This is a genomic window from Sphingomonas profundi (genome assembly GCF_009739515.1).
Classification (GTDB): domain Bacteria; phylum Pseudomonadota; class Alphaproteobacteria; order Sphingomonadales; family Sphingomonadaceae; genus Alterirhizorhabdus; species Alterirhizorhabdus profundi.
Map to the genome: position 1 here is coordinate 2734761 of NZ_CP046535.1, position 25030 is coordinate 2759790.

Sequence of the window (25030 nt, forward strand, 5' to 3'; positions counted from 1 at the left end):
GGCGACGCCGTCACGCGCCGGCCGGTGCCGCGCGACCGGGCCGGCGGACCAGGATCAGCGCCGCCGCGATCGCCGCCGCGCCGATGCCGTCGGCCACGGTCAGCCGCTCGCCATAGGCGATCCAGCCGATCGCCGCCGCCACCACCGGCTGCGTCAGCAGGCCGAGCCCGACGACGATCGGCGAGAGATGGCCCATGGCGTAGATGATGAGGCCCTGCCCGATCACCTGGCTGCCGAGCGCCAGCAGCAGCAGCGGCGTCCAGTCGCGCGGCCAGACGTTCCCCTCCAGCCCGATCGCCAGCGGCAGCAGCGGCAGCAGCGCGACCAACGTGACGAGGGCCAGCGCCGAGAGGGCCGGCACGGATCCGCGCACGCGGTCCATCGCGATCAGATAGACGGTGTAGAGCAGGCCGGCGGCGATCGACAGCGCATCGCCGAGCACGTTCTGGCGGGACAGCTCGAACGATCGGCCGAGCAGCAGGCCGATGCCGATCACCGCCAGCGTCAGCGCCGCGACGCGCGGACCATCGGGCCGCCGGCGCAGCGCGATCAGGCCGTACACCGCGAAGAAGATGCTGGCGGTGTTGGCGAACAGCGCGGCATTGGTCAGCCGCGTGTGGAGGATGCCCACATGCCACGCGGCGAGATCGGCGGCAAAGGCGAGCGCCGCCACGACGATCGCCAGCCACATCGCGCGCGGCCGGGCGAACAGGCGCGTGCCGTCCCGCCGGGCGAGCAGCAGCAGCACCGGCGCGGCGATCGCCAGCCGCCAGAACGCCGAGGACGTCGGCCCGACATCGGAGAGGCGCACCAGCCACGGCCCGCAGGCGAGGCAGATATTCGCAAGGATCAGCCCGGCGAGCGCGCCCCGCGCGCGGGCGGGGGTGGGTTGGGGCGTGGGGGTGCGGCCGGGTTCAGCCGGCGAAGCGGGCACGCAAGCTCATCATCGCCAGTGCCGCGCGTGCCGCCTCGCCGCCCTTGTCCTTCTCCGTCGGCCGCGCGCGGGCGAGTGCCTGCGCCTCGTTCTCCACGGTGAGGATGCCGTTGCCGATGGCGAGACCGTCAAGCGTAAGCGCCATCAGCCCGCGCGCGCTCTCGTTCGATACGATCTCGAAATGATAGGTCTCGCCGCGGATCACCACGCCGATCGCGACGAAACCGTCGTAGCGCCCGCTCTCCGCCGCCAGCGCCACCGCCGCCGGTATCTCCAGCGCGCCGGGCACCGTCACGATCTCGGCCGAGTGGCCCGCCTCCTCGATCGCGGCGCGCGCGCCGGCGATCAGCAGATCGTTCAGATGGTCGTAGAAGCGCGCCTCGACGATCAGCAGCCGCGCCATCAGCGATCCTCCGCCACGATCCGTCGCTCGCCGACGATGTTCAGGCCGTAGCCGGCCAGCGCCACCAGCGTATGATGCGAATTGGTCAACAGCACCATGTCGTGGATGCCCAGTTCCGCCAGGATCTGCGCGCCGATGCCATAGTCGCGCAGCTCGTTCATGTCGTCCTCGTCCAGCGGGGCGCCGTCCGCCCGCGCCTTCATCACGGTCGACAGCCACTTCGGCGCGCGCCGGTTGATGACCACGACGACGCCGGCCGACGCCTCGCCGATCATCCGCATCGCATCCTGCAACAGGTCCGTCCGATCGCCGATCTCGCCCAGCGTATCGGCGAACATGTTCATCGTGTGCATGCGCACCAGGGTCGGCTCGTCCGGGTTGATCCGGCCCTTCACCAGCGCCAGCGTCTCCGTGTCGATCGCCTTGTTGCGATAGGTTATCGCGCGCCAGGTGCCGCCGTAGCGGCTGTAAAAGCTGGTCTCGGCGACCTTCTCGACATTATGGTCGTGGCGCCGGCGATAGGCGATCAGGTCGCGGATCGTGCCGATCTTCAGATTGTGGCGCTGGGCGAAGGCGACGAGATCGTCGAGCCGCGCCATCGTGCCGTCGTCGTTCATGATCTCGCAGATCACGCCTGAGGGATTGAGGCCGGCCAGCCGCGCCACGTCCACCGCCGCCTCGGTGTGGCCGGCGCGCACCAGCACGCCGCCGGGCCGGGCGACCAGCGGAAAGACGTGGCCCGGCGTCACGATGTGCTCCGGCCCCTTCGAGGCATCGACCGCGACGGAAATCGTGCGCGCCCGATCGCCGGCGGAAATGCCCGTCGTCACGCCGTCGCGCGCCTCGATCGAGACGGTGAAGGCCGTCTCGTGGCGGGTGCCGTTGGCGCGGCTCATCAGCTGCAGGCCCAGCTGGTCGACGCGATCCTTGGCGAGCGCCAGGCAGATCAGCCCGCGCCCGTGCGTCGCCATGAAGTTGATCGCATCCGGTGTCGCCATCTGCGCGGGGATGACGAGATCGCCCTCATTCTCGCGATCCTCGTCGTCCACCAGGATGAACATGCGGCCGTTGCGCGCCTGATCGATGATCTCCTCCGGCGAGGAGAGGAAGCCGTGGCGCAGGCGCGCGGTCGGCAGGGTGTCGCCGGGCTTAGTGCTGGAGGACATTGCGAAGCTGCTCCATGCGGCCGAGATAACGCGCCAGCACGTCGATCTCGATGTTGAGCGGACGGCCCACGGCGAGATCGGCGAACGTCGTCATCTCCGCGGTGTGGGGGATGATGTTGATCGCGAAGTGGACCGATCCGTCCGGCTGGTCCATCACCTCGTTCACGGTGAGCGATATTCCGTCCAGCGTGATCGATCCCTTGGCGGCGAGATAGGGGGCGAGGATGCCCGGCGCCGAGATGCCGACGCGCTGCGAGTCGCCCTCGGCACACAGCCCGATCACCGCGCCGATGCCGTCGACATGGCCGGTGACGATGTGGCCGCCGAGTTCGTCGCCCACTCTCAGCGCCCGCTCCAGGTTCAGCCGCGCGCCTTCCGACCACAACCCGGCGGCGGTGCGGGACAGCGTCTCGGCCGAGATGTCGACGGCGAACCAGCCCGGTGCGCCGGCCGCGCTCTTGTCCACCACCGTCAGGCACACGCCCGAGCAGGCGATGGAGGCGCCGAGATCCACGCCGGCCATGTCGTACCCGCAGGCGATCCGCGCGCGCAGGTCGCCGCGCTGCTCGATCGCCTCGATCGTGCCGATATCGGTGATGATGCCGGTGAACATGGATGCGCGCCCTCAGTCTCGCCGGCGCTCGTAGACTTCGAGCCGGTCGCTGCCAAGCGCCCGCGCATCGGCGAGCGTCCAGCGGCCGTGCGCGTCGGCGAGGGTGGCGAGGCCGATGTCGCCCAGCGCCGGCCGGCCGGCCCCGATCAGGATCGGCGCGCGGTAGAGGAGCAACCGATCGACGAGACCGGCGGCCAGGAAGGCGGCGGCGGCGGCCGCCCCGCCCTCCACCAGCACCGTGGATGCCTCCGTCGCGGCGACCGCGCGCGGATCCGCCAGCGCCGTCCAGCCCGCCGGCGCGGCTCCGCGCGTCAGCACCGCGCGCGCCGGCGAGCGTGCCTCCAGCCCGGCGAGGCGGACGTCGAGCGACGGCCAATCGGCCTCCAGCGTGCCGCGCCCCACGACGATCAGGTCGGCGCGGGCGCGTTCGAGGTGGCCGTGGGCGCGGGCGGCGGCGCCGGTGATCCAGCGGCTCTCGCCGGAGGCCAGCGCGATGCCGCCGTCCAGCGAGGTGGCGAGCTTCAGGGTCACGTGCGGGCGGCCGTGGCGGCGGCGCATCAGGAAGCCCGCCATCGGCCGCGCCGCCGCGGCGCCGCACGCCCCTTCCGACACCGCGATGCCGGCCGCGCGCAGCCGGGCGATGCCGGCGCCGTCGGTGCGCGGATCGGGATCGCGGCAGGCGATCACCACCCGCGCCGGCCGCGCCGCCACCAGCAGGTCGGCACAGCTCGGCCCGCGCAGGGAGGCGTGAGCGCAGGGCTCCAGGGTGACGTAGACGTCCGCGCCGGCGGCGGCCGCGCCGGCCTGCGCCAGCGCCACGGCCTCGGCATGCGGCCGCCCGCCCGGCGCCGTGCAGCCGCGGCCGACCACGCGCCCGCCGGCCACGATCACGCAGCCGACGGAAGGATTTACGCCGGTCAGCCCCACGCCGCGCTGGGCCATCGCGATGGCGGCGCCCAAGTGGCGGTCGTCTGCGTAGCGATCGTCTGCGCGGCGATCATCCCCGCCCGGCACGACCCTCACTCGATCCCGAGATCGTTCGCGAGCTTCTTGAACTGGCGCTGGCGCTCGGCGCGATAGGCGTCCAGCTTCTTCTGATCGGCGATGTTCTGCTTCACGATCTCGGCATCGCTACGGTCCGCCGGCCAGCTCTGCACGTAGATCATCTGCGGCTTCGGCGGATCGCGCTTCGAATCGACGTAGAAGCCCAGCAGGGTCAGCGCCGGCATCGCCACCGCCAGCGCCATGCCGACGAAGCGATAGCGATGCTTCTCGCCCAGAAAGGCCTTGAAGTCGCGCCACACGGCACGTGGACCGGACGGTCTTGGAAGGGCACCCATCGGCCGAAGATAGGGGCGGCACGGCCCGCGCGCCAGCCCCGCGCCCCGGCCGACCACGTCCGGCCGGCGGCCGCCGCCGTCAGCCGGCGCGCAGGCGGGCGAGCGCGCGGTCGCGGCCGATCAGCGGCAGCAGCGCCGCCATGTCCGGCCCGTGATCGCGGCCGGTCAGCGCCAGGCGCAGCGGCAGGAACAGGGCGCGTCCCTTCCGCCCCGTCTCGTCCTTCAGCAGGGTGGTGAGCGCCGGCCAAGGATCGGCATCCCACTCGATCCCCTCGGCAACGCGCGCGGCGGTCGCCAGGAAGGCCCGGTCAGCCTCGGCGGGCGGCGGCGCGGCGATCGGCCCGTCGATCACCGCCGCCCAGTCCGCCACCTCCGCCAGGGTGGCGATGTTCGGGCGGATCGCGTGCCACGCGTCGGCGTCCACGCCCGGCGGCAGGCGATCGGCGACATCCTCGAAGTGCAGGCGGTGGAGGATGCGGGTGTTCAGCGCCCTCAGTTCCTCCGGATCGAAGCGCGCCGGCGCCCGGCCGAAGCGCGCGAAATCGAAGCCGTGCAGCAGCGCCTCCGCCGTCGCCACCGGCTCCACCGGATCGCTCGTGCCCAGCCGCGCCAGCAGCGCCAGCAGCGCCAGCGGCTCGATCCCCTCCGCCCGGAACGCATCGCAGCCGAGCGCGCCGAGCCGCTTGGAGAGCTTGCCCTCCGCCCCCACCAGCAGCGCCTCGTGCGCGAAGGCCGGGGGCTCGGCGCCCAGGGCGGCGAACATCTGGAGCTGCAGGCCGGTGTTCGTCACATGATCCTCGCCGCGCACGACGTGGGTGACGCCCATGTCCACGTCGTCGATCGCCGAGGGCAGCAGGTACAGCCAGCTGCCGTCCGCCCGGCGGATCACCGGATCGGAGAGCAGGGCGGGATCGAGCCGCTGCTCGCCACGGATCAGATCGTGCCAGGCGATCGGCGCCGCGTGATCCAGCCGGAAGCGCCAGTGCGGGCGCACTCCTTCGGCGGCGAGACGCGCATGGTCCGCCTCCTCCAGCCGCAGCGCCGCGCGATCGTAGACCGGCGGCAGGCCGCGCCCGGCGGCGATCCGGCGCTTCACCTCCAGCTCCTGCGCGCTCTCATAGGCCGGGTAGACGCGGCCGGCGGCGCGCAGCGCCTGGAACCGCGCCTCGTAGAGCGCGCCGCGATCGGACTGGCGCACCGTCTCGTCCGGCTCCAGCCCCAGCCAGGCGAGGTCGGCGCGGATCGCATCGGCGAAGGCCTCGGTCGATCGCTCTGCGTCGGTATCGTCCAGCCGCAGCAGGAAGCGGCCGCCCTGCTGGCGCGCGTGCAGCCAGTTGTGCAGCGCCGCGCGGATGTTGCCGACATGGAGGCGGCCGGTGGGCGACGGCGCGAAGCGGGTGACGACGGACATGGCGATGGCGCATAGCATCGCCGCCCCGCGCCCGCATCCACGCTTCGTCGGCTTTCGCCGCCCGCCCCCTTTCGCCGGGCGGCGGGCGTGACTAAGAGGCCCGCAAGTTCGAACGCGCAAGGGCCGCCGCCTGCGCGCGAGCACGGGGGCGCGCGCGATGAAACTTCTCACCGGCAATTCCAATCTGCCGCTGGCGCAGGCCATCGCCTCCTACCTGGAGATCCCGCTGACCGAGGCGAGCGTGCGCCGCTTCGCCGACGAGGAGGTGTTCGTCGAGATCCACGAGAATGTCCGCGGCGAGGACGTGTTCGTGCTGCAATCGACCGGCTATCCGGCGAACGACAACCTCATGGAGCTGCTGATCTGCATCGATGCGCTGAAGCGCTCGTCGGCGCGGCGGATCACGGCGGTGGTGCCCTATTTCGGCTATGCCCGGCAGGATCGGAAGCCCGGCCCGCGCACGCCGATCTCGGCCAAGCTCGTCGCCAACCTCATCACCGTGGCGGGGGCTGACCGGGTGCTGTCGATGGATCTTCACGCCGGCCAGATCCAGGGCTTCTTCGATATCCCGACGGACAATCTCTACGCCGCGCCGGTGATGTCGGCCGATATCCAGGCGCGCTTCTCCGGCCGCAACCTGATGGTCGTCTCGCCCGACGTGGGCGGTGTGGTGCGCGCCCGCGCGCTGGCCAAGCGGCTGGACAACGCGCCCCTCGCCATCGTCGACAAAAGGCGCGAGCGGCCCGGCGAATCGGAGGTGATGAACATCATCGGCGACGTCTCCGGCCGCTTCTGCATCCTCGTCGACGATATCGTCGATTCGGCCGGCACCCTGTGCAATGCCGGCGCGGCGCTGCGCGAGGCGGGGGCGGAGGACGTGGTCGCCTATTGCAGCCACGGCGTCCTCTCCGGCGGGGCGGTGGCGCGGGTGGAGGGATCGACCCTCACCGAGCTCGTCATCACCGATTCGATCGGCCCGCCCGACGCGGTGGCCGGCGCCGACAAGATCCGCCTGCTGACGATCGCCCCGCTGCTGGCGGAAGCGATCAAGCGCATCGCCGACGAATCCTCCGTCTCGTCGCTGTTCGATTAGACCATTTCCTCCCCGGCACGGGGAGGGGGACCGCGCGCAGCGTGGTGGAGGGGGCGTGCGGCCGAGGCTGCCGTTGCGTGTGCCGCGCTCCCCCTCCACCATCCTGCGGATGGTCCCCCTCCCCGTTCCGGGGAGGATCGGGTTGCGATCCGCCGCCGGGCGCGCGATGAGGCGCGCATGACCGATGCCGACATCGCCCTCGCCCACCGCCTCGCCGATGCGGCCGGGGCGGCGATCCGCCCGTTCTTCCGCGCCGCCTTCGCGATGGAGGCGAAGGCCGATGCCTCGCCCGTCACCCAGGCCGATCGCGCCGCGGAGGCGGCGATCCGCGCGATCCTGGCGGCGGAGCGTCCGGCCGACGGCATCGTCGGCGAGGAATATGGCAGCGAGCGCGAGGATGCGGAGCGCGTGTGGGTGCTCGATCCGATCGACGGCACGCGCAGCTTCATCGCCGGCCGGCCGATTTTCGGCACGCTGATCGCGCTGATGGAAGGCGGCCGGCCGGTGCTCGGCGTGATCGATCAGCCGATCGGCGGCGAGCGCTGGATCGGCGCCCACGGCCGGCCGACCCTGCTGAACGGCGCGCCCGCCCGCGCCCGCGCCTGCGCCCGCCTGGCCGACGCCCATCTGGCGACGACCGGGCCGCGCTACTTCGCCGCCGGGCAGGCCGCCGCCTTCGATCGCGTCGGCGATGCCGCGCGCGACATATTGTGGGGCGGGGACTGCTACAATTACGCCCTGCTCGCCTCCGGCCACCTGGATCTGGTGATCGAGGCGGGGCTGAAGCTCTACGATCTGGCGGCGCTGGTGCCGGTGGTGGAGGGCGCCGGCGGGCGCATGCGCGACTGGCGCGGCGCGCCGCTCGATGCCGCCAGCGACGGCCGCGTGATCGCCGCCGGCGACGCCGCCGTCATGGACGAGGCGCTCGCTTTGCTGGAGTAGTGCCGCCGCCCGCGCGACGCCCGTCGGTCAGCCCGCCAGCTTCCGCTCGATCGCGGTCCACAGCTTCGCCACCGACGCCGCGGCGGGGGAGCGCGGCGCATAGGCGCCGAGAGGCGCGCGGCGATCGGCCATCTGCTCCACGGCACTCGCCATCGGGATCGCCGGGCAGCCGGGATCGGCCGCCATCGCCTCGCGATGGGCGGAGCGGCGGCGGTCGACGAGGTTGAACACCGGGAAGATCGGCGGCCCGCCCTTGTGATGCCGATCGAGATGGTCGCGCACCTCGGCATAGGCGCGGCGGGAGAGGGTGGAGGGGATCATCGGCAGCAGGATCAGGGCGGCGCCGCGGATGATCTGCTCGCTGGTGGCGCCCAGCCCCGGCGGGCAGTCGAGGATGACATGGTCGTAGTGCCGCTCCAGCTGCCCGGTCAGGCGCAGCAGCCGCTTCTTGCGGTCCAGCCCCTCGAATACGGCATCCAGAGTGCGCAGCGATGCGTCGGCCGGCAGCAGATCGAGCAGGGGGATGCCGGTCGGCACGATAAGATCCTCGGGCGTCACGTCCCGCTCGATCACCGCGCGCGCCTCGTCCCGCGCCTTGCGGCCGCCGGCCAGGATGAAGCTGGATGCGGCCTGCCCGTCCAGATCCCACAGCAGCGTGCGCCGGCGGGAGAGCGTGGCAGAAGCCCAGGCGAGGTTGACGGCGAGCGTCGTCTTCCCCACGCCGCCCTTCATGCTGTAGATCGCGATCACGGCCATCGGGCGAAATCATCCAGCTGCGGGGCTGGGCCGCCTGCCCTCACCGCCAGAACCTCTTCTCGTCGATCAGCCCCTCATAGGCCGCTTCCGCATCGGCCAGCAGCCGCTTGGGCGGCTTCGGCTTGCCGCCGGTCAGCAGCCGCTCGCCGCCCTCGATCCCGAGGCCGGCGAACAGCGTGCGCGCCGTGGCGAGATCGTTGAGCTCGCCCAGCGCCTCCTGCAGCCGCGCGACCTGATCCAGAAAGCGTTCGCGCCGCCGCACCGCCTTCTTGCCCGGGAACAGATCGGCGAAGAACTCGCCGGCGTAGCGCAGCTTCTTGCCCAGGATCCGCACCTCGTGGCGCGAAGCCTCGTCCTGCTCCGCCAGATCGCGCCCGCGCTTCCTGATCCGCCGGCGCAGGCGATCGAGCATGTTGCCGGCGAACAGTGTCGCCGGCGTCGTGCGCAGCTCGGCCGTCTCGGGGTCGTCGCGCCAGGCGCCGGCCACGATCCACTCGGCCAGGTCGAGCATCAGGCCGCGCATGCGATCGGAGTCCAGCGCCGCGACCAGCGTGGCCGCATGATCCTCGCGCGCCGCGCGCAGCCGCCCGGCCGTGTCGGCGTCGTCGATGCGGGGGATCAGCACGTCGATGTTGCGCACCTCGCCGAGCAGGCCGGAGATCCAGCGCAACTCGCCGCGCAGCCGCTCGAACGCGGCGTCCGCCAGCATCGGCCGGAAGATCGAGAGCGCCGAGCGCAGCCGCCGCAGCGCCACGCGGGACTGGTGGAGCGGCTCGGCCCGGCCGGTGGCGAGCAGGCGATCCTCGTTCAGGCGGAAGTGGCGCAGGCAGGCGAAGGCGATCGCCTCGAACAGGGCGGCCGCGTCCATGCCCTCCTCCAGCCGGATCGGCTCGCTCCTGATCGCCTTGGCGTCCTGCCCGCGCAGCAGCGCGTAGCCGCGCTCGCTCTTGCTCTGCACGCCCAGCCGCACCGGCGCGCGCGCGCCGATGCGACGGGCGAGGGCGAACAGGGCGCCGCGATCGCCGTCCATCAGCTCCAGCTCGATCTCGGAGATCGCCGCCGTCCGCTCGCCGGCCAGGATGCGGCCGCGATCGGCGACCAGCTCGATGCGGCTGCCGGCCACATCCCGCTCGGCGATCGTGCGCGTTACCTCCGTCACGAACACGGGCGCCAGATCGGCCGGCTGGTCCGCGCCCAGCGCGGTGGTGAGCGCGATCGTGATGTCGTCCAGCTGCGGCACGTCGCCGGGTATGTCGCGCTCCCACTCCTCGCGGGCGAACAGGCTGGCGGCGCCGGCGCCCTCCGCTTTCACCGTCTGGATGCGGCGATCGCCGATGCGGCGCACGCGCAGCGACAGGCCGGCCGCCTCCAGCGCCCGCGCGCCCGTATCGTGGTAGGTCGAGCTCTGCTCGCGCGTCCGCACCTCGCCGCCGAACAGGTCCGGATCGGCGAGGACCGCCTGGATCGCCCCGGCCGATGCGGAGAGCTTCAGCTCTGTCTCGGTGGCGGCGTTCATTCTTCGGGCTCCCGCATGATGTGCGGCGTGTTAGTCGCAAATCCGTAACATGGCTAGATCGACGCCGTCCCGTCCACCGCCGCGCGGCCCAGCGCCGGGTCGTCGGTGAAGAAGCCGTCCAGCCCGGCGGCCAGATAGCGGCGGATCTCGGCCACCGATCCGGCCGGGTTGCGCGCATTCTCCGGCCCGCCGTCGCGGAAGTCGGCGGCGAGGAAGCGGTTTTCCGGCCGGAAGGTCCATACCCGCACCAGCAGGCCGGCGGCGTGGGCGTCCGCCACCAGCCGGGTCGGCGCGGCGAGGCGCCCGTCCGGGCCGAGCGGGATCACGCCGCGCGTGGAGGGCGCGACGACATCGGCATAAGTCGCGATCTCGCGCAGGCCGGCCGCCGTCGTCATCGCGCCGTAGGTCAGGCGCCCGCGCGGCGCGATGTCGGCCGGCGTCGCGGCGGCATCGTCGATCAGCTGGAGCAGCCGCACATTGGCCGGCCGGCCGATCCTGCGCCGCAGATAGCGCAGGTTGCCCGTCTCGAACGACTGCACCTCCACCGCCGCCGTCCGCGTATAGGCGTGGGCGGCGAGCGCGGCGAGGAAGCGGTCCTCTAGCGGCAGGCCGATGCCGGCGAAGTAGGTGGAATGTTTCAGCTCCGGCACCAGGCCGATCGGGCGGCCGCGCGCCGCCGCCTCGGCCGCGGTGAAATCGACGATCTCGTCGAAGGTCAGCAGCTGGAACTGGCCGTCATAGCCCCGGCTCTCCGGCCGCACCGGGCCGAGCCGCTCGATCGCCCGCAGCGTTTTCAGCTCGGCCAGGGTGAAGTCCTCGGTGAACCAGCCGGTCTGCTCGGTGCCGTCGATCGTCTTCGTCGTGCGGCGCGCGGCGAAGCCGACGCGGCCGGCCACGTCGGTCGTCTCGGCGATGTTGTTCTCGTGCCGGGCGATCAGCACGCCGTCCTTGGTGGCGACGAGGTCCGGCTCGATGAAGTCGGCGCCGTCGGCGATGGCCTTGGCATAGGCGCCCAGCGTATGCTCCGGCCGCAGGGCGGAGCAGCCGCGATGGGCGAACACCAGCGGCTTGCGCGCCGGCGCGACCGGGGCCGCGCCGCGCGCCGCCGCCGCCATGCCGATCAGCGCGGCACCCCCGCCCAGCAGCGCGGCCCGCCGCGTCGCCCCGCCGGTGCGGCCGCCGCCCGCCTGCTCACCCTCGTCCATCGAATCCTCCGCGTCGCCCGGTCGGCGCCACAGTCACCCTGTCAGCGCGATGCGTCACATTTAAGTCCGCGCGGGTCGGCACTATGGCGGCCCGCACCAGCAGGAGACAAGACATGAAGATCAGCGCGCGCAACCAGATATCCGGCACGATCGCCGCCATCCATCCCGGCGCCGTCAACGGCACGGTGAAGGTGGATATCGGCGGCGGCGTGATCGTCACCGCCAGCATCACCGAGGAGGCGATCGCCGATCTCGCGCTGGTCGAGGGCGACGCCGTGACGGTGCTGATCAAGGCGAGCGACGTGCTGATCGGCAAGTAGGCCCGCGCCCCGGCGCGGGGCGGCTTTCCATTCCTTGATGCCTCTGTATACGGTCAGATATCACGACTCGCCGGGCGGCAAAGGCTGCCGGCAACAGGGGGATATGATCGATGCGGGCACCGTTCGGGGCGATGATGGCGCTCGTCTGCTGCATGCCGGGCGCGGCGCTGGCGGCCGCGCAGGTGCCGGACCAGGCGCCCGACTCGGCCGCCGCCACCCGCCCCACGCGCGCCGATGCCGATGAGGATGCGGACGCGCTGCCGACGATCACCGTCACCGCCCGCCGCCGGGCGGAGGATGCGCAGGCCGTGCCGGGCTCGCTCTCGGTGGTGGGCGGCGCGCTGCTCGAACGCTCCTACACCGTCAACACGGCGCTGCTCAGCCAGCTGGTGCCGAGCCTGAACTACAGCTCCGCCAACCCGCGCAACACCGCCTTCACCATCCGCGGCCTCGGCAGCAGCGTGGTGGCGGTGAGCCAGGCGAATGACGGGCTGGAGCCGGGCGTCGGCTTCTACATCGATCAGGTCTACCACGCCCGCCCAGCGACCGCCGCGTTCGACTTCACCGACATCGAGCAGATCGAGGTGCTGCGCGGGCCGCAGGGCACGCTGTTCGGCAAGAACACCACGGCCGGCGCGATCAACATCACCAGCCGCCTGCCCACCTTCGAGCCGGAGGCGCGCGAGGAACTTTCGGTCGGCGAGAGGAAGCTGGTGCAGGCCAAGGCGTCCGTCTCCGGCCCGCTGGTCGGCGACACCATCGCCTTCCGCCTCTCCGGCCTAGCCACCCGGCGCGATGGCATCATCCGCAACGTGCACACCGGCGAGGATCTGAACGGCATCGGCAACCAGGCGGTGCGCGGGCAGTTGCTGTTCCGCCCGTCGGAGGCGTTCCAGCTGCGCCTGACCGCCGATTTCACCAACTTCCAGGCGGATTGCTGCGCGCAGGTGTATCTGCGCGTGGGCCAGAGCCTGCGCCCGGCCGCGCGGCAATATCCGGCGCTCGCCGCCGGCCAGCGCTACGCTCCGCCTAGCCTGAACGCCTATGACCGCCTGACCGACATAGACGTGCCGGTGGGCGTCGACACCAACGAGGGCGGCGTCTCCGCCATCGCCGACTGGAATCTGGGCGCCGCCACGCTCACCTCCGTCAGCGCGTGGCGCTTCTGGAACTGGGATGCGGCCAACGATCGCGACTATACCGGCCTGCCGATCCAGATCGAGCAGCACATCCCCTCCCGCCAGGATCAGTACAGCCAGGAACTGCGCCTCGCCTCGAACGGCGGCCGTGCGATCACCTACGTGGCCGGCCTCTATTTCTTCCGCCAGAAGATCGTCGGCCATCCGATCAGCATCTACGGTCCGCTTGGCGCCTACTGGCTGATCGGGCCGACCACCGGCGCCAACGCCACGGCGGTGCCGGGCAACCTGCTGGACGGCTACGGCACGAACGGGCGCACCAATTTCGAGACGAACAGCTATGCCGCCTTCGGCGAGGTGAACTGGCACGTCACCCCGCGCCTGACCGCGACGGGCGGCCTGCGCTACACCTACGAGCGCAAGCATGGCGAGTATGACACGTTCGTGTTCGGCGGCCTCGCCACCACCAACACCGCCCTCATCAACGCCAAGCTCTCTATCCTGCGGCCGCAGAGCTATGCGGCGAAGGACCGCGACGGCAGCCTCTCCGGCCGGGCGAACCTCAGCTACCAGCTCACCGACGGCATCCTCGGCTATGCGAGCTTTGCGCGCGGCTTCAAGTCGGGCGGCATCAACATGTCCGGCCTGCCGCTGAACGCGCAGAATCAGCCGACCCTCTCCACCGCCGTCGTCGATCCGGAGCGCAACACCACCTACGAGGTGGGCCTGAAGACGCGCCTGTTCGATCGCCGGCTGATCCTGAACCTCGCCGGCTTCTACACCGAGGTGCGGGATTTCCAGGCGACTATCGTCGACAGCACACAGACGGTGGCGTTGCGCGGCTATCTGTCGAACATCCCCAAGGTGACGGTGAAGGGTATCGAGGCAGATGCCACCGCGCTCGTCGCGCGCAACCTCACCGTGCGCGGCTCGCTCGCCTACGCGCACGGCGAGTATAGCGACTATCCGGCCGGCCCCTGCCCGCTGGAACGGCAGGGCACGGCGACGACGGCGTGCGACCTGACCGGCCAGCGCCTCTCCGGCCTGCCGCGCTGGGCCGGCACCGTGGGGCTGGACTATGCGCTGCCGGTGACGGCGCGCGGCGCGGTCGTGCTCCACAGCGACACCAGCGTGCGCAGCGGCTACTATGGCGATCCGTCGCTCTCCCGCTTCACCTTCATCAGGGGCTACAGCATCACCAACGCAACGATCGGCTATCGATCGGACGATGGCTGGGAGGTCTCCGTCTTCGCCCGCAACCTGTTCGACAAGGACTATATCCAGAATCTGACGATCCAGGCCGGCAATTCCGGTCTGATTCTCGGCACGCCGAGCGAACCGAGGATCATCGGCGTGACCTTGCGCGCGTGGCAGTAGGCACGAGGGCGGGAGCGGCGAACGACCCGCGACCCGCCTGACGGCTCAGCGATCGACCATCGCCATCATTTTCTCGCCGTAACGATCGCCGGAAACGGCGTCCGGGCGCAGCGCCTCGTCCAGCCGGGCGATATCGGCCGGGGCAAGCGCCACGTCGGCGGCGGCGACGTTCTGCTCCAGATTGGTCCGGCGCTTGGTGCCGGGGATCGGCACGATATCGTCGCCGCGCGCCAGCAGCCACGCCAGCGCCACCTGCCCGGCCGTCGCGCCGCGCTCCGCCGCGATCGCCTGCACCACGGCCGCGGCGCGCATGTTGCTGGCGAACGCCTCACCCTGGAAGCGGGGATCGTTGCGGCGGAAATCGTCGTCCGGATACTCGTCGGCCGGCTTCGCGGTGCCGGTGAGAAAACCGCGGCCAAGCGGGCTGAACGGCACCAGACCGATGCCCAGCTCACGCAGCAGCGGCAGGATCTCCGGCTCCAGATTGCGCTCCCACAGCGAATATTCGCTCTGCAGGGCGCTCACCGGCTGCACCGCGTGCGCGCGGCGGATGTTGGCGGCGCCGGCTTCGGAAAGGCCGAACCAGCGCACCTTCCCCTCCGCGATCAGATCCGCCACGGCCCCGGCGACATCCTCGATCGGCACCGCCGGGTCCACGCGGTGCTGGTAGAACAGGTCGATATGGTCGGTCCGCAGCCGCTTCAGCGATGCCTCCGCCACCGCGCGGATGTGATCGGGGCGGCTGTTCACGCCGGCAACCTTGCCGTCCTCGATGTCGAAGCCGAACTTGGTGGCGATCGTCACCTTCTCCCGCCGGTCGGCGAAGGCGCGGCCCAGCAGGTCCTCGTTCGCGAACGGCCCGTACACCTCGGCCGTGTCGAACAGGGTGACGCCCAGCTCGATCGCCCGGTGCAGCGTGGCGATCGACTCGCCCTCGTCCGCCGCCCCATAGGATTGGCTCATGCCCATGCAGCCGAGGCCGATCGCGCCGACCTCCAGACCCTGCCGCCCCAGCTTGCGCGTACCCGGCATCGTCCTCATCTCCCTTGCGGTTCGCCAGGCAGATGGGGGCTCGCAGCCGCGTCGCCAAGGCCTCAGGCGCGGCGGGTGACGGCGCGCGCCTCGGCCAGCTGCCACAGGATCAGGGTGGGCACCGCGATGGCGATGTCGCGCGCCCGCTTGGCCAGCGCCAGCGCCATCGCCGATTCCAGCGGCAGGCCCAGCAGCGGCGCGATCAGCGCATAGCCCGCCTCCTGCACGCCGATGCCGCCCGGCACCGCGAAGGCGACGCTGCGGAGGGTGAAGATCAGGCTCTCGATCGCCAGCACGGTGGCGATCGGGCAGGCGATGCCCATCAGCCTGAGCGCCACCCACGCGCCGCCCGCACTCGCCACCCAGCCGAGCAGGTTGAGCGCGAAGGAGAGGAGGACGCGGCCGCGCCGGGCATAGGTGGCGCGCAGCTCCGCATCGATCTCGGCGGTGGCGCCGGTCGCGCCCGGCAGCAGGTGGCGGGCGATGCCGCCGGCGATCGGCAGCATCCACCGCTGCGCCGCCACCAGCAGGGCGACGATCGCCACCAGCGCGGCCAGCGCCGCCAGCGCCGGGCCGCGCACCGCCGCCAGGTGACGTGTGCCGACCAGCATGACGCCGACGAAGCCGAAGCCGTAGAGCGTGAACAGCAGCTGGCTCGCCAGCTCCGTCGTCGTGTCGGCGATCTGCGAAGCGTAGACGCGCCAGCGGCCGATGCCGGCGGCGGTCAGCATCCGCGTGCTGATGATGATGCCGCCGATCTGCGAGAAGGGCAGCAGATCGGACGCCGCCTCGCGCAGCAGCCGGCCGCCGGTGAACAGGCCGATGCGCCCCCACCCCTCGCCCCGGATCGCCGCCAGCCACGCCGCGCCGAGGATCGCGAACACGCCCAGCGACCAGGCGCAGTAGAGCGCGAAGCCCGCCACCCCCAGCCGCGCCACGATCGCCAGCACGTCGCCGATCCCGGCCGCGCCGAACGACCAGATCGCGGCGGCGAGGCCGGCGATCGTGGCGAGCAGCAGGCCGGGACGGACGAAACGGCTCAGGCGCCTTCCCCCGCGCTATCGGCGAAATCGGCGAAGCGGCCGGTCGCCACGCCGCGCGCTGCCAGCCGCGCGGCCATCGCGGGATCGGTGAGCGCGGCCAGCTCGGCGCGGCAGGCATAGCCCGGCGCGTGGCCGGGATAGTCGTCGGCTGTCGCGGGGTGGGCGTAGATCTCGCTCAGGCCCGCCGGCAGGTGATCGATCAGCCCGCCCAGGCGGCGCGCGTCCATCGCCCCGCTCCAGGCGAGGCCGAATACCTGATCCGGCACCGTCATGCCCGCCCGGCGCATCCCCCGGCCGATGCGCCGCGCCCACGGCGCCGCCACGTCGCGGCCGGGCACGCGCTCGATCCGGCGCAGCACGCCGCGCGGCTCGATCGGCGCGCGCACCGCCGCCATGCCGAACCGTCGGCCGAAGCGCAGGATCGTCGCGGCGATGGTCGGGTGCAGGTGGAAATGCTTGTGCGCGTTGACATGGTCCAGCGGCAGGCCGGTGGCGGCGAAGGCGGCGAACTGCGCCTCGATCTCCGCCGCCAGCTGCGCCCGCGCCGCCGGATCGAGGAAGATGCGGATGGCCGATCGCACCATGTCGTCGCGGAACCGCCCGTCACGGCCGACCAGCGCCGGCACGCGTGCCGCCGGCAGCACCGGCCGCCCGTCGACCAGCACCAGGTGCAGGCCGACCCCCAGCGCCGGCATCGTCCGCGCCCGCGCGACGGCATCGTCCACCGCCGCGCCCGCCACCATCAGGCTGGCGGCGGTGAGGATGCCGTGGCGATGCGCCTGCTCGACCGCTTCGTTGACCGCGACGGCGGCGCCGAAATCGTCGGCGGTGACGATCAGCCGCCTCACGCCGCCGGGATCACGCCGCCTCTTTCCGCCGGCGCAGGAAGTCGAAGAACTCCACGCCCTCGCGCAGGCGGCGCTTCATCATGTCGAAGTCGCGCACCATCTCGCCCACGATCGCGCCGATCTTGCGCGGGCGGAAGTAGAAGCGCTTGTAGAACTCCTCCACCTTGTCGAAGATCACCTTCGCCGGCAGGTGCGGATAGCTGAGCTGGGCGATCTGGTTGCCGCCGTCGGTCAGCAGGTGGTCGGTGCCGTCGAACCAGTCATTCTCCACCGCCTGCTTGAACAGGAAGGTGCCGGGATAGGGCGCCGCCAGGCTCACCTGAATGGTGTGCGGGTTGATCTCCTTGGCGTACTCGATCGTCTCCTCGATCGTCTCCAGCGTCTCGCCGGGCAAGCCCAGGATGAAGGTGCCGTGGATGACGATGCCGAGCGCGTGGCAATCCTTGGTAAACTGCCTCGCGACGTCCACGCGCAGGCCCTTCTTGATGTTGTGCAGGATCTTCTGGTTGCCGCTCTCATAGCCGACGAGCAGCAGCCGCAGGCCGTTCTCGCGCAGCACCTTCAGCGTGGCGTGCGGCACGTTGGCCTTGGCGTTGCAGCTCCACGAGACGCCGAAGCCCGGCCGGCCGAAGCCCAGCGCCCCAAGGGCGCGCGCAAGCTCCTCCACCCGCGGGCCGTTGTCGGTCAGCGTGTCGTCGTCGAAGAAGATCTCCTTCACCTGCGGCATCTCGGCGAGGACGTACTTCACCTCCTCGATCACGTGGCCGATCGATCGGGTGCGGTAGTTGTGGCCGCCCACCGTCTGCGGCCAAAGGCAGAAGGTGCAGCGGCTCTTGCAGCCGCGCCCGGTGTAGAAGCTCACGTAGGGATGCTTCAGATAGCCGCCGAAATATTTCTCGATCGTCAGGTCGCGCTTGTAGATCGGGCTGACGAACGGCAGCGAATCCATGTCCTCGATCACGGCGCGGTCGCGATTGTGGACGATCGCGCCGTCGGCGTCGCGCCAGCTGATGCCCTGCACCTCGGCCAGCGGCATGCCGTCCGCCACGTCCTTGATCGTGAAGTCGAACTCGTTGCGCGCGACGAAGTCGATCGCGGCCGATGCTTCCAGCGCCTTCTGCGATTCCACCGCCACCTTGGCGCCGATCATGCCGATCATCAGCCGGGGGTTGCGCGCTTTCAGCAGCTCGGCGGTCCGCACGTCCTGCCCGAAGGAGGGGGTGGAGGTGTGCAGGATCACGAGGTCGCGATCGTCCGCCTCATGCTTGATGTCGTCCCACGAGAGATCGTGGGCGGGCGCGTCGATCAGCTTCGATCCCTCGACCAGCGCGGCCGGCTGCGCCAGCCAGGTGGGATACCAGAAGGACTTCACCTCCCGCTTCATCTGGTAGCGGGCGCCGGCGCCGCCGTCATAGCCGTCGAAGGAGGGCGCCTGCAGGAAAAGGGTACGCATCATCGCGGAATCTCCGGATCGGCCGAGATGCGGCCGTTCGGCATCATTCTAAGCCGGTCGCCGCGCCAATCAATCGAGCGCGCGAAGAAGCTGGCGATGAAAATCGCCAGGCCGAAGGCATCGCGCAGCGGCAGCAGCAGCGGCGTGGCGGTGGCCGCCCCGGCCGCGCGGTCCACCGCCATCACCACGGCGATGCGGGCGACGAGCGCCGCCAGGACGGTCGCCAGAGCCGCCGGACCGGGCGCCAGCGCCGCGCCCAGCATCGCGAGCGGCAGCGGGAAGCCGATCAGCGATCCGGCGTAGCCCGCCGGCGCCAGCCCGCGCACGGTGGCCGCCCAGCGCAGTTCGTGCCGCCACAGCTCACCCGCCGTGCGCTCGGCAGACGCGTGGGTGACGAGCATGGGGGGAACCGCCACCGTCAACCCCTGCGCCCGCACCGCCGCGCCGATCGCATGGTCGTCGGCCAGCACGTCGGCGAAGCGGGCGAAGCCGCCGATGCGGTCCAGCGTCTCGCGGCGCAGGGCGATCGTCGATCCCATGCAGGGCCGCGCCAGCCCCGCCACGATGCCGAACAGCGCGCCGGGCAGGAACTGGTAGCTGAGCCCGGCGGCCCCCAGCCGGGACCAGAAGCCGGCATCCCCGCGCCCGCGATAGAGGCACGTCACCGCCCCCACCCCCGGCGCGGCCAGCGCGGCGCAGACCCGCGGCAGGTAATCGGCGCCGGCGACGATATCGCTGTCGCTGAGGATCAGGATCGGATACGCCGCCCGTGGCATCATGTTGACGAGGTTCGCCACCTTGCCGTTCGCGCCGTGGCGCGCGGGCGAGACGACGAGGTCGATCGCGGCGCCCGGCATCGCGCGCCGCACCTGCGCCACCGCGGCGACGGCGGGATCGTCCGCCCGCGCGACGCCGCAGAGCATCTGCGCCGCCCCACCCCCGAGAAAGCTCGCGAGATTTTCGGCCAGGCGCGGCTCGGCGCCGTGCAGCGGCTTCAGCAGCGTCACGGGCTCGGCCGGCGCGATCGCGGGCGCAGTGGGCCGGAAGAAGCGGCGGACCAGGATGGCGCAGGCCAGCATGTAGAGGCTGCCGATCCCCGCCAGCGCCAGCAGCACGCCGCCGAGCATCGAAGCGCCGAGCACCGAACCGATCCTGTCGAGCATCGCCGCCATGGCCGGAGCCTTAGAGCGGTTTGGAGGCAGGTGGAATCACCTGCCGGCTCGGAAACCGCGACAAACGAGGAATCCGGCGCGGTGATCCGGTGCGATCGGATCGTGAACCGCCCTGCCGGCGGCGGGCCGCGAAAGCAGCGGCTTTCCCGATCGCGCGCCACCGTATAGGGCGCCCGTAAGGTCGAGCGCGGGGCACGATGGAGCGGCAGGCGGATCTTGTGCTGGTCACGGGCGTGTCGGGCTTCGTCGGCTCGGCCGTGGCGCGCGCCCTCGCCGCCGGGGGCTGGCGCGTGCGCGGTATGGTCCGCGCCTCCAGCCCGCGCGGCAACCTGGCCGATTTCCCCGGCGAGCTGGCCGAGGGCGACCTGCGCGACGAGGCGGCCGTCGACCGCGCGATGCAGGGCGCGCGGCACCTGTTCCACGTCGCCGCCGACTATCGCCTGTGGGCGCCCGATCCGGAGGAGATCGTCGCCAACAACGTGGCGACGACGCGCATCGCCATGGCGGCGGCGCTGCGCGCCGGCGTGGAGCGCGTCGTCTATACCAGCAGCGTCGCCACGATCCTGCCCGATCCCGCAAGGCCCGCCGACGAGACCCGCGCCGGCGACGAGGATCAGGTGGTCGGCGCGTACAAGCGCAGCAAGGTTGCCGCCGAGCGGTTGGTGGAGCGGATGGTGCGGCAGGACGGGCTGCCGGCCGTGATCGTCAACCCCTCCACCCCGATCGGCCCGCGCGACATCCGGCCGACGCCCACCGGCCGCATCGTGATAGAGGCGGCGAGCGGGCGCATGCCGGCCTTCGTCGACGGCGGCCTCAACCTCGTCCATGTCGACGATGTCGCGCGCGGCCACCTGCTGGCGCTGGCGCGGGGCCGCATCGGCGATCGCTACATCCTGGGCGGGCAGGATGCGAGCCTGGCGACGATGCTGGCGGCGGTGGCGCGGATCGTCGGCCGGCGCGCGCCCACCGTGCGACTGCCGCGCGCGCCGCTCTACCCGCTCGCCTGGGCGAACGAGCGCATCGCCCGCGTCACCGGGCGGGAGCCGTTCCTGACGCTCGACGGCCTGCGCATGGCGCGGCACGCGATGTTCTACAGCTCGGCCAAGGCGGAGCGCGATCTCGGCTATGCGGCGCGACCCTATGGGGACGCGCTGGCCGAGGCGATCGGGTGGTTCGCGGCGCGGGGCATGCTGCGGTGATCGGCCTGCTGCTCGCCGCATTGCCGCTGGCCATCTGGCTCTGCCTGCTGGCCGGCCACGGCGGCTTCTGGCTGGCGCGGGAGCGGGACACGACCGTGCCGCCGGCGCCGGCCGCGTGGCCGGACGTCGTCGCCGTGGTGCCGGCGCGCGACGAGGCGGCGGTGATCGGCGAGACGATCGCCAGCCTTGCCGCGCAGGATTATCCCGGCCGCTTCCGCATCGTGCTGGTGGACGACGGCAGCGGCGACGGCACCGCCGCCATCGCCCGCGCCGCCGCGGGGGCGGAGCGGCTGGAGATCCTCCGCGGCGCGCCGCTGCCGGCCGAATGGACGGGCAAGCTGTGGGCGGTGCACCAGGGCATCGCCGCCGCCGGATCGCCGCGCTACCTGTGGCTCACCGATGCCGATATCGCCCACGCGCCCGATACGCTGCGCACGCTGGTCGCTCGCGCGGAGGCGGGCGGGCTGGCGCTGGTCTCGCTGATGGCGCGGCTGCGCTGCGTCAGCCTGGCCGAGCGGGCGCTGGTGCCGGCCTTCGTCTTCTTCTTCCAGATGCTCTATCCGTTCGCGCGGGTGAACCGGCCGGGCGGGGTCGCCGCGGCGGCGGGCGGCTGCATGCTGGCGCGGGCGGACGCGCTGGCGCGGGCCGGCGGCATCGGCGCGGTCCGCTCCGCCCTGATCGACGATTGCGCGGTGGGTGCGATGATGAAGCGGCAGGGGCCGATCTGGTTGGGCCTCACCGATCGGTCGCGCAGCATCCGCCCCTATGACGACGCCGGCGCGGTGGCGGCGATGATCTCGCGCTCCGCCTACGCCCAGCTGCGCTACTCGCCGCTGCTGCTGGCCGGCACGATCGCCGGGCTGGCGCTCGTCTATCTCGCGCCGCCGCTGCTCGCCCTGTTCGGCCATGGCGCGGCGCGGCTGTGCGGGGCGGTGGCGTGGGCGCTGCTGGCGCTGGCCTTCCAGCCGATGCTGCGCTTCTACCGCCGGTCGCCGTTGTGGGGCGTGGCACTGCCGGCGATCGCCGCCTTCTACGCCGGCTGCACCGTGCGCGCGGCGTGGCAGCATGTGCGCGGCCGCGGCGGCATGTGGAAGGGCCGCGCGCAGGCGGCGGTGGGCCGCTGATGGCGAGCGCCGCCGATCTCGGCTCCGGCAAGGGCCATCGCGACGAGAATTTTCCCGTCGCCAGCGTGCTGCTGAAGCCCGCCTGCCGCGCGCCGATCATGGCGTTCTACCGCTTCGCCCGCGCCGCCGACGACATCGCCGACCACCCCACCGCCAGCGCCGACGACAAGCTGCGCCACCTGGCCGCGATGCGCGCCGGGCTGGCCGGGTCGGGCGAGGGCGCGGCGGCGGCGCTCGCCCGGACGATGGCGGAACGCGGCCTCGATCCCGCCCACGCCAACGATCTGCTCGACGCGTTCGAACGCGACGTCACCGTCCGCCGCTATGCCGACTGGGAAGGCCTGATCGGCTATTGCCGCCTGTCCGCCATGCCCGTCGGCCGCTTCGTGCTGGACGTGCACGGCGAGGACCGGCGGACGTGGCCCGCCTCCGACGCGCTCTGCGCCGCCCTCCAGATCGTCAACCACCTCCAGGATTGCGGGGCGGACTATCGCGCGCTCGATCGCGTCTACATCCCTGCCGACTCGCTGGCGGCGCACGGCGCCCGCGTCGAGGATCTCGCCGCACCCGCCGCCGGCGCGCCGCTGCGCGCCACGATCGCGGCGCTCGCCCGGCGCACGCTGGGGCTGCTGGCCGAGAGTGCCGGCTTCGCCGCGATGATCCGCGACCGGCGCCTCTCCGCCGAGGTGGCGATCATCCACCGCCTGGCCGAGAGCCTCGCCAAGCGCCTGATGGCGCGCGATCCGCTGAGCCAGCGCGTCCACCACGGCAAGGCGGAGGCGGCCCTGCTCGCCGCCGGCGCGGCCGCCGCCAACCTGTTCGCGAGGCGCCGATGAACCCCAAGGCGACTCCCGGCGCATTGCAGGCCCAGGTGGCCGGCAGTTCCTTCTACGCCGGCATGCGCGTGCTGCCGAAGGCGGAGCGCGAGGCGATGTACGCGATCTACGCCTTCTGCCGCGCGGTGGACGACATCGCCGACGACCAGGTCGGCGACCGCGCCTCCCGCGCCGCCGCGCTGGAGATCTGGCGCGACGACATCGATTCGCTCTACGCCGGCGGCCCGCCCGGCCAGGCCGCGCTGGTGGCGCAGGCGGTGTCCCGCTTCGAACTGGCCCGCGCCGATTTCCACGCGGTGATCGACGGCATGGCGATGGACGTCGTCGGCGACATACGCTGGCCGCCGGCCGCCACGCTCGATCTCTACTGCGATCGCGTGGCGTCGGCCGTGGGGCGCCTCTCGGTGCGGGTGTTCGGCATGGAGGAGGCGCCCGGCCTCGCTCTCGCTCATCATCTCGGCCGCGCGCTGCAGCTCACCAACATCCTGCGCGACATAGACGAGGATGCCGCGATCGGCCGCGTCTATCTGCCGTGGGAGCCGATCGTCGCCGCCGGCATCGCCATCACCGTGCCGCTGGAGGTGATCGCCGATCCGCGCATAGACGATGTCGCCCGCACCGTCGCCCGGCAGGCGCAGGCGCATTATGCCGAGGCGCAGGCGATCCTGGCGACGCGCCCACGCGGCCACCTGATCGCGCCGCGACTGATGGCCGCCGCCTACGCCAAGGTGCTCGCCCGCATGTCGGCGGAGGGGTGGCGGGCGCCGCGACGGCGGGTGCGCGTCTCCAAGCTGGCGCTGCTGTGGACGGTGCTGCGGCTGAGCCTGACGCGTTGAGCCCCGGCGCCACCGTGCGGCGGGTGACGATCGTGGGCGCGGGGCTGGCCGGCCTCGCCGCCGCGGTCGCGCTGCGCCGGGCGGGCGTCGCCGTCGCGATCGCCGATGCGGCGGCGCAGGCGGGCGGGCGCTGCCGATCGTATCACGATCCCCAGCTTGGGCTCACGATCGACAACGGCAATCATCTCGTTCTCTCCGGCAACGCCGCCGTCGCGCGGTTCCGCGCCGCGATCGGCGCCACGGCACCGCTCGCTGGGCCGGACCATGCCGACTTCGCCTTCCACGATCTCGCCGCCGACACCCGCTGGACGGTGCGGATCAACGACGGCCCGATGCCGTGGTGGGTGCTGCGCGCCGGCCGCCGCGTGCCCGGCACCACCGCGCGCGACTATCTGCCGCTCGCCCGCCTGCTGCGACACGGCGAGGGGCGGATCGGCGACCGGATCCCGACAGACGGCCCGCTGTGGCGCCGCTTCGTCGAGCCGATCCTGCTCGCCGCGCTGAACACGGCGCCGGCGGACGGCTCCGCCAGGCTCGCCGGGGCGGTGCTGCGGGAGACGATCGCGCGCGGCGGCCGGGCGATGCGGCCGCGCCTCGCCACCCCCACGCTGGACGCCGCCTTCGTCGATCCGGCGCTGCGCTGGCTGGCGGCGAACGACGCAACCGTCGCGACCGGGCGGCGGCTGCGGGCGCTGCGCGTCGCCGGCGACCGGATCGACGCGCTCGACTGGGGCGCGGGCGCGGAGCCGCTCGCACCCGACGAGGCGGTGGTGCTGGCGGTGCCGGCGTGGATCGCCGCCGGGATGGTGCCCGGCCTCACCGTGCCCACCCGGCATCGCGCGATCGTCAACGGCCACTTCGCCTGCACGGCCCCGCCCGGCACGCCGGCGATGCTCGGCCTGCTCGGCGGCACGGCCGAGTGGCTGTTCGCCTTTCCCAATCGCCTCTCCGTCACCGTCAGCGCCGCCGATGCGCTGGTGGACGCCGATCGCGAATCGCTGGCCCGGCGCTTCTGGGCCGACATCTGCCGCGCGCTCGGCACCGACGCGCCGATGCCGCGCTGGCAGATCGTGAAGGAGAAGCGCGCCACCTTCGCCGCCACGCCGGAACAGGATGCGCTGCGCCCGCCTACCGCCACCCGCTTCCGCAACCTGTTCCTGGCCGGGGACTGGACGGACACCGGCCTGCCCGCCACGATCGAGGGCGCGCTCCGCTCCGGCGAGGCGGCGGCGCGCTTGGCGTGCGGCGGCGCGCTGGCGTAAGGAGCGGCCG

General features: G+C 72.3%; 24 protein-coding genes. 9 read left to right on the forward strand and 15 right to left on the reverse strand.

Translation table 11 applies throughout. The annotated features are described in order from the left end of the window. Nucleotides 1-10: 10 nt before the first annotated feature. The 7 genes from GNT64_RS13050 to GNT64_RS13080 form a co-directional block, all read right to left on the reverse strand. Nucleotides 11-934, reverse strand: a complete 924-nt coding sequence (locus tag GNT64_RS13050; protein WP_156679912.1) for a DMT family transporter — start codon at nt 932-934, stop codon at nt 11-13. Then, nucleotides 915-1337 (reverse strand): 6,7-dimethyl-8-ribityllumazine synthase, encoded by a 423-nt coding sequence (gene ribH, locus GNT64_RS13055; protein ID WP_156679913.1) that lies wholly within the window; start codon nt 1335-1337, stop codon nt 915-917. Before ribH ends, GNT64_RS13050 begins: the two co-directional genes overlap by 20 nt. Then, a complete protein-coding gene (gene ribB, locus GNT64_RS13060; protein ID WP_156679914.1) occupies nt 1337-2503 on the reverse strand; it encodes a 3,4-dihydroxy-2-butanone-4-phosphate synthase in 1167 nt (388 codons plus the stop codon). The genes ribH and ribB overlap by 1 nt, the downstream gene beginning before the upstream one ends. Beyond that, nucleotides 2487-3116, reverse strand: a complete 630-nt coding sequence (locus GNT64_RS13065) for a riboflavin synthase (RefSeq protein WP_156679915.1) — start codon at nt 3114-3116, stop codon at nt 2487-2489. The genes ribB and GNT64_RS13065 overlap by 17 nt, the downstream gene beginning before the upstream one ends. A 12-nt stretch (nt 3117-3128) precedes the next feature. Next, entirely contained in the window at nt 3129-4076 is a 948-nt protein-coding gene (ribD, locus tag GNT64_RS13070) for a bifunctional diaminohydroxyphosphoribosylaminopyrimidine deaminase/5-amino-6-(5-phosphoribosylamino)uracil reductase RibD (RefSeq protein ID WP_156681618.1), read from the reverse strand. 59 nt (nt 4077-4135) lie between these two features. Further along, nucleotides 4136-4456 (reverse strand): hypothetical protein, encoded by a 321-nt coding sequence (locus GNT64_RS13075; protein WP_156679916.1) that lies wholly within the window; start codon nt 4454-4456, stop codon nt 4136-4138. Between the two features lie 79 nt (nt 4457-4535). Further along, nucleotides 4536-5867, reverse strand: coding sequence for a glutamate--tRNA ligase (locus GNT64_RS13080; RefSeq protein WP_156679917.1), 1332 nt, complete (start codon nt 5865-5867; stop codon nt 4536-4538). A gap of 157 nt (nt 5868-6024) precedes the next feature. Here GNT64_RS13080 and GNT64_RS13085 point away from each other — a divergent pair, with 157 nt between their 5' ends. Beyond that, nucleotides 6025-6960, forward strand: coding sequence for a ribose-phosphate pyrophosphokinase (locus GNT64_RS13085; protein ID WP_156679918.1), 936 nt, complete (start codon nt 6025-6027; stop codon nt 6958-6960). A 177-nt stretch (nt 6961-7137) separates the two neighbouring features. Beyond that, nucleotides 7138-7902, forward strand: a complete 765-nt coding sequence (gene hisN, locus GNT64_RS13090; protein WP_156679919.1) for a histidinol-phosphatase — start codon at nt 7138-7140, stop codon at nt 7900-7902. Between the two features lie 27 nt (nt 7903-7929). Here the strand turns inward: hisN and GNT64_RS13095 are convergent, their stop codons facing one another. Genes GNT64_RS13095 through GNT64_RS13105 form a run of 3 tightly spaced genes read right to left on the reverse strand, consistent with a single transcriptional unit; the run spans nt 7930 to nt 11379 of the window. Continuing rightward, a complete protein-coding gene (locus GNT64_RS13095) occupies nt 7930-8658 on the reverse strand; it encodes a ParA family protein (RefSeq protein ID WP_156679920.1) in 729 nt (242 codons plus the stop codon). Between the two features lie 40 nt (nt 8659-8698). Then, entirely contained in the window at nt 8699-10174 is a 1476-nt protein-coding gene (locus tag GNT64_RS13100) for a CYTH and CHAD domain-containing protein (RefSeq protein ID WP_156679921.1), read from the reverse strand. Between the two features lie 53 nt (nt 10175-10227). Further along, nucleotides 10228-11379: a glycerophosphodiester phosphodiesterase gene (locus GNT64_RS13105; RefSeq protein WP_156679922.1), complete on the reverse strand. Its 1152-nt coding sequence runs from the start codon at nt 11377-11379 to the stop codon at nt 10228-10230. A 113-nt stretch (nt 11380-11492) separates the two neighbouring features. On the opposite strand from GNT64_RS13105, the gene GNT64_RS13110 reads away from it, so the two are divergent. After that, nucleotides 11493-11699 carry a TOBE domain-containing protein gene (locus GNT64_RS13110; protein WP_156679923.1) on the forward strand — a complete coding sequence of 69 codons (207 nt, stop codon included), beginning with the start codon at nt 11493-11495 and terminating at the stop codon, nt 11697-11699. A gap of 110 nt (nt 11700-11809) precedes the next feature. Further along, a complete protein-coding gene (locus tag GNT64_RS13115) occupies nt 11810-14215 on the forward strand; it encodes a TonB-dependent receptor (protein ID WP_231638998.1) in 2406 nt (801 codons plus the stop codon). A 45-nt stretch (nt 14216-14260) separates the two neighbouring features. On the opposite strand, the gene GNT64_RS13120 is transcribed toward GNT64_RS13115, so the two are convergent. Genes GNT64_RS13120 through hpnI form a run of 5 tightly spaced genes read right to left on the reverse strand, consistent with a single transcriptional unit; the run spans nt 14261 to nt 19763 of the window. Then, nucleotides 14261-15256 (reverse strand): aldo/keto reductase, encoded by a 996-nt coding sequence (locus GNT64_RS13120; RefSeq protein WP_231638999.1) that lies wholly within the window; start codon nt 15254-15256, stop codon nt 14261-14263. A gap of 53 nt (nt 15257-15309) precedes the next feature. After that, nucleotides 15310-16290, reverse strand: coding sequence for a lysylphosphatidylglycerol synthase domain-containing protein (locus GNT64_RS13125; RefSeq protein WP_156679924.1), 981 nt, complete (start codon nt 16288-16290; stop codon nt 15310-15312). Beyond that, the gene (gene hpnK, locus GNT64_RS13130) at nt 16287-17138 is read right to left on the reverse strand and encodes a hopanoid biosynthesis-associated protein HpnK (RefSeq protein ID WP_156679925.1); all 852 of its coding nucleotides are present in this window, start codon (nt 17136-17138) and stop codon (nt 16287-16289) included. Before hpnK ends, GNT64_RS13125 begins: the two co-directional genes overlap by 4 nt. Before the next feature lie 10 nt (nt 17139-17148). Continuing rightward, nucleotides 17149-18594 (reverse strand): hopanoid biosynthesis associated radical SAM protein HpnJ, encoded by a 1446-nt coding sequence (hpnJ, locus tag GNT64_RS13135; RefSeq protein ID WP_197276983.1) that lies wholly within the window; start codon nt 18592-18594, stop codon nt 17149-17151. Beyond that, nucleotides 18591-19763 carry a bacteriohopanetetrol glucosamine biosynthesis glycosyltransferase HpnI gene (gene hpnI, locus GNT64_RS13140; protein ID WP_231639000.1) on the reverse strand — a complete coding sequence of 391 codons (1173 nt, stop codon included), beginning with the start codon at nt 19761-19763 and terminating at the stop codon, nt 18591-18593. Before hpnI ends, hpnJ begins: the two co-directional genes overlap by 4 nt. A 197-nt stretch (nt 19764-19960) precedes the next feature. Here hpnI and hpnA point away from each other — a divergent pair, with 197 nt between their 5' ends. Genes hpnA through hpnE form a run of 5 tightly spaced genes read left to right on the forward strand, consistent with a single transcriptional unit; the run spans nt 19961 to nt 25020 of the window. After that, entirely contained in the window at nt 19961-20962 is a 1002-nt protein-coding gene (hpnA, locus tag GNT64_RS13145) for a hopanoid-associated sugar epimerase (protein WP_156679926.1), read from the forward strand. Then, complete coding sequence (locus GNT64_RS13150; RefSeq protein ID WP_231639001.1) at nt 20932-22086, forward strand: glycosyltransferase; 1155 nt, start codon at nt 20932-20934, stop codon at nt 22084-22086. The genes hpnA and GNT64_RS13150 overlap by 31 nt, the downstream gene beginning before the upstream one ends. Further along, on the forward strand, nt 22086-22922 hold the full coding sequence (gene hpnC, locus GNT64_RS13155; protein WP_156679927.1) for a squalene synthase HpnC: 837 nt from the start codon (nt 22086-22088) through the stop codon (nt 22920-22922). Before GNT64_RS13150 ends, hpnC begins: the two co-directional genes overlap by 1 nt. Next, nucleotides 22919-23758: a presqualene diphosphate synthase HpnD gene (hpnD, locus tag GNT64_RS13160; RefSeq protein WP_156679928.1), complete on the forward strand. Its 840-nt coding sequence runs from the start codon at nt 22919-22921 to the stop codon at nt 23756-23758. Before hpnC ends, hpnD begins: the two co-directional genes overlap by 4 nt. Next, nucleotides 23755-25020 carry a hydroxysqualene dehydroxylase HpnE gene (hpnE, locus tag GNT64_RS13165; protein WP_231639002.1) on the forward strand — a complete coding sequence of 422 codons (1266 nt, stop codon included), beginning with the start codon at nt 23755-23757 and terminating at the stop codon, nt 25018-25020. The genes hpnD and hpnE overlap by 4 nt, the downstream gene beginning before the upstream one ends. The last annotated feature ends 10 nt before the right edge of the window (nt 25021-25030 follow it).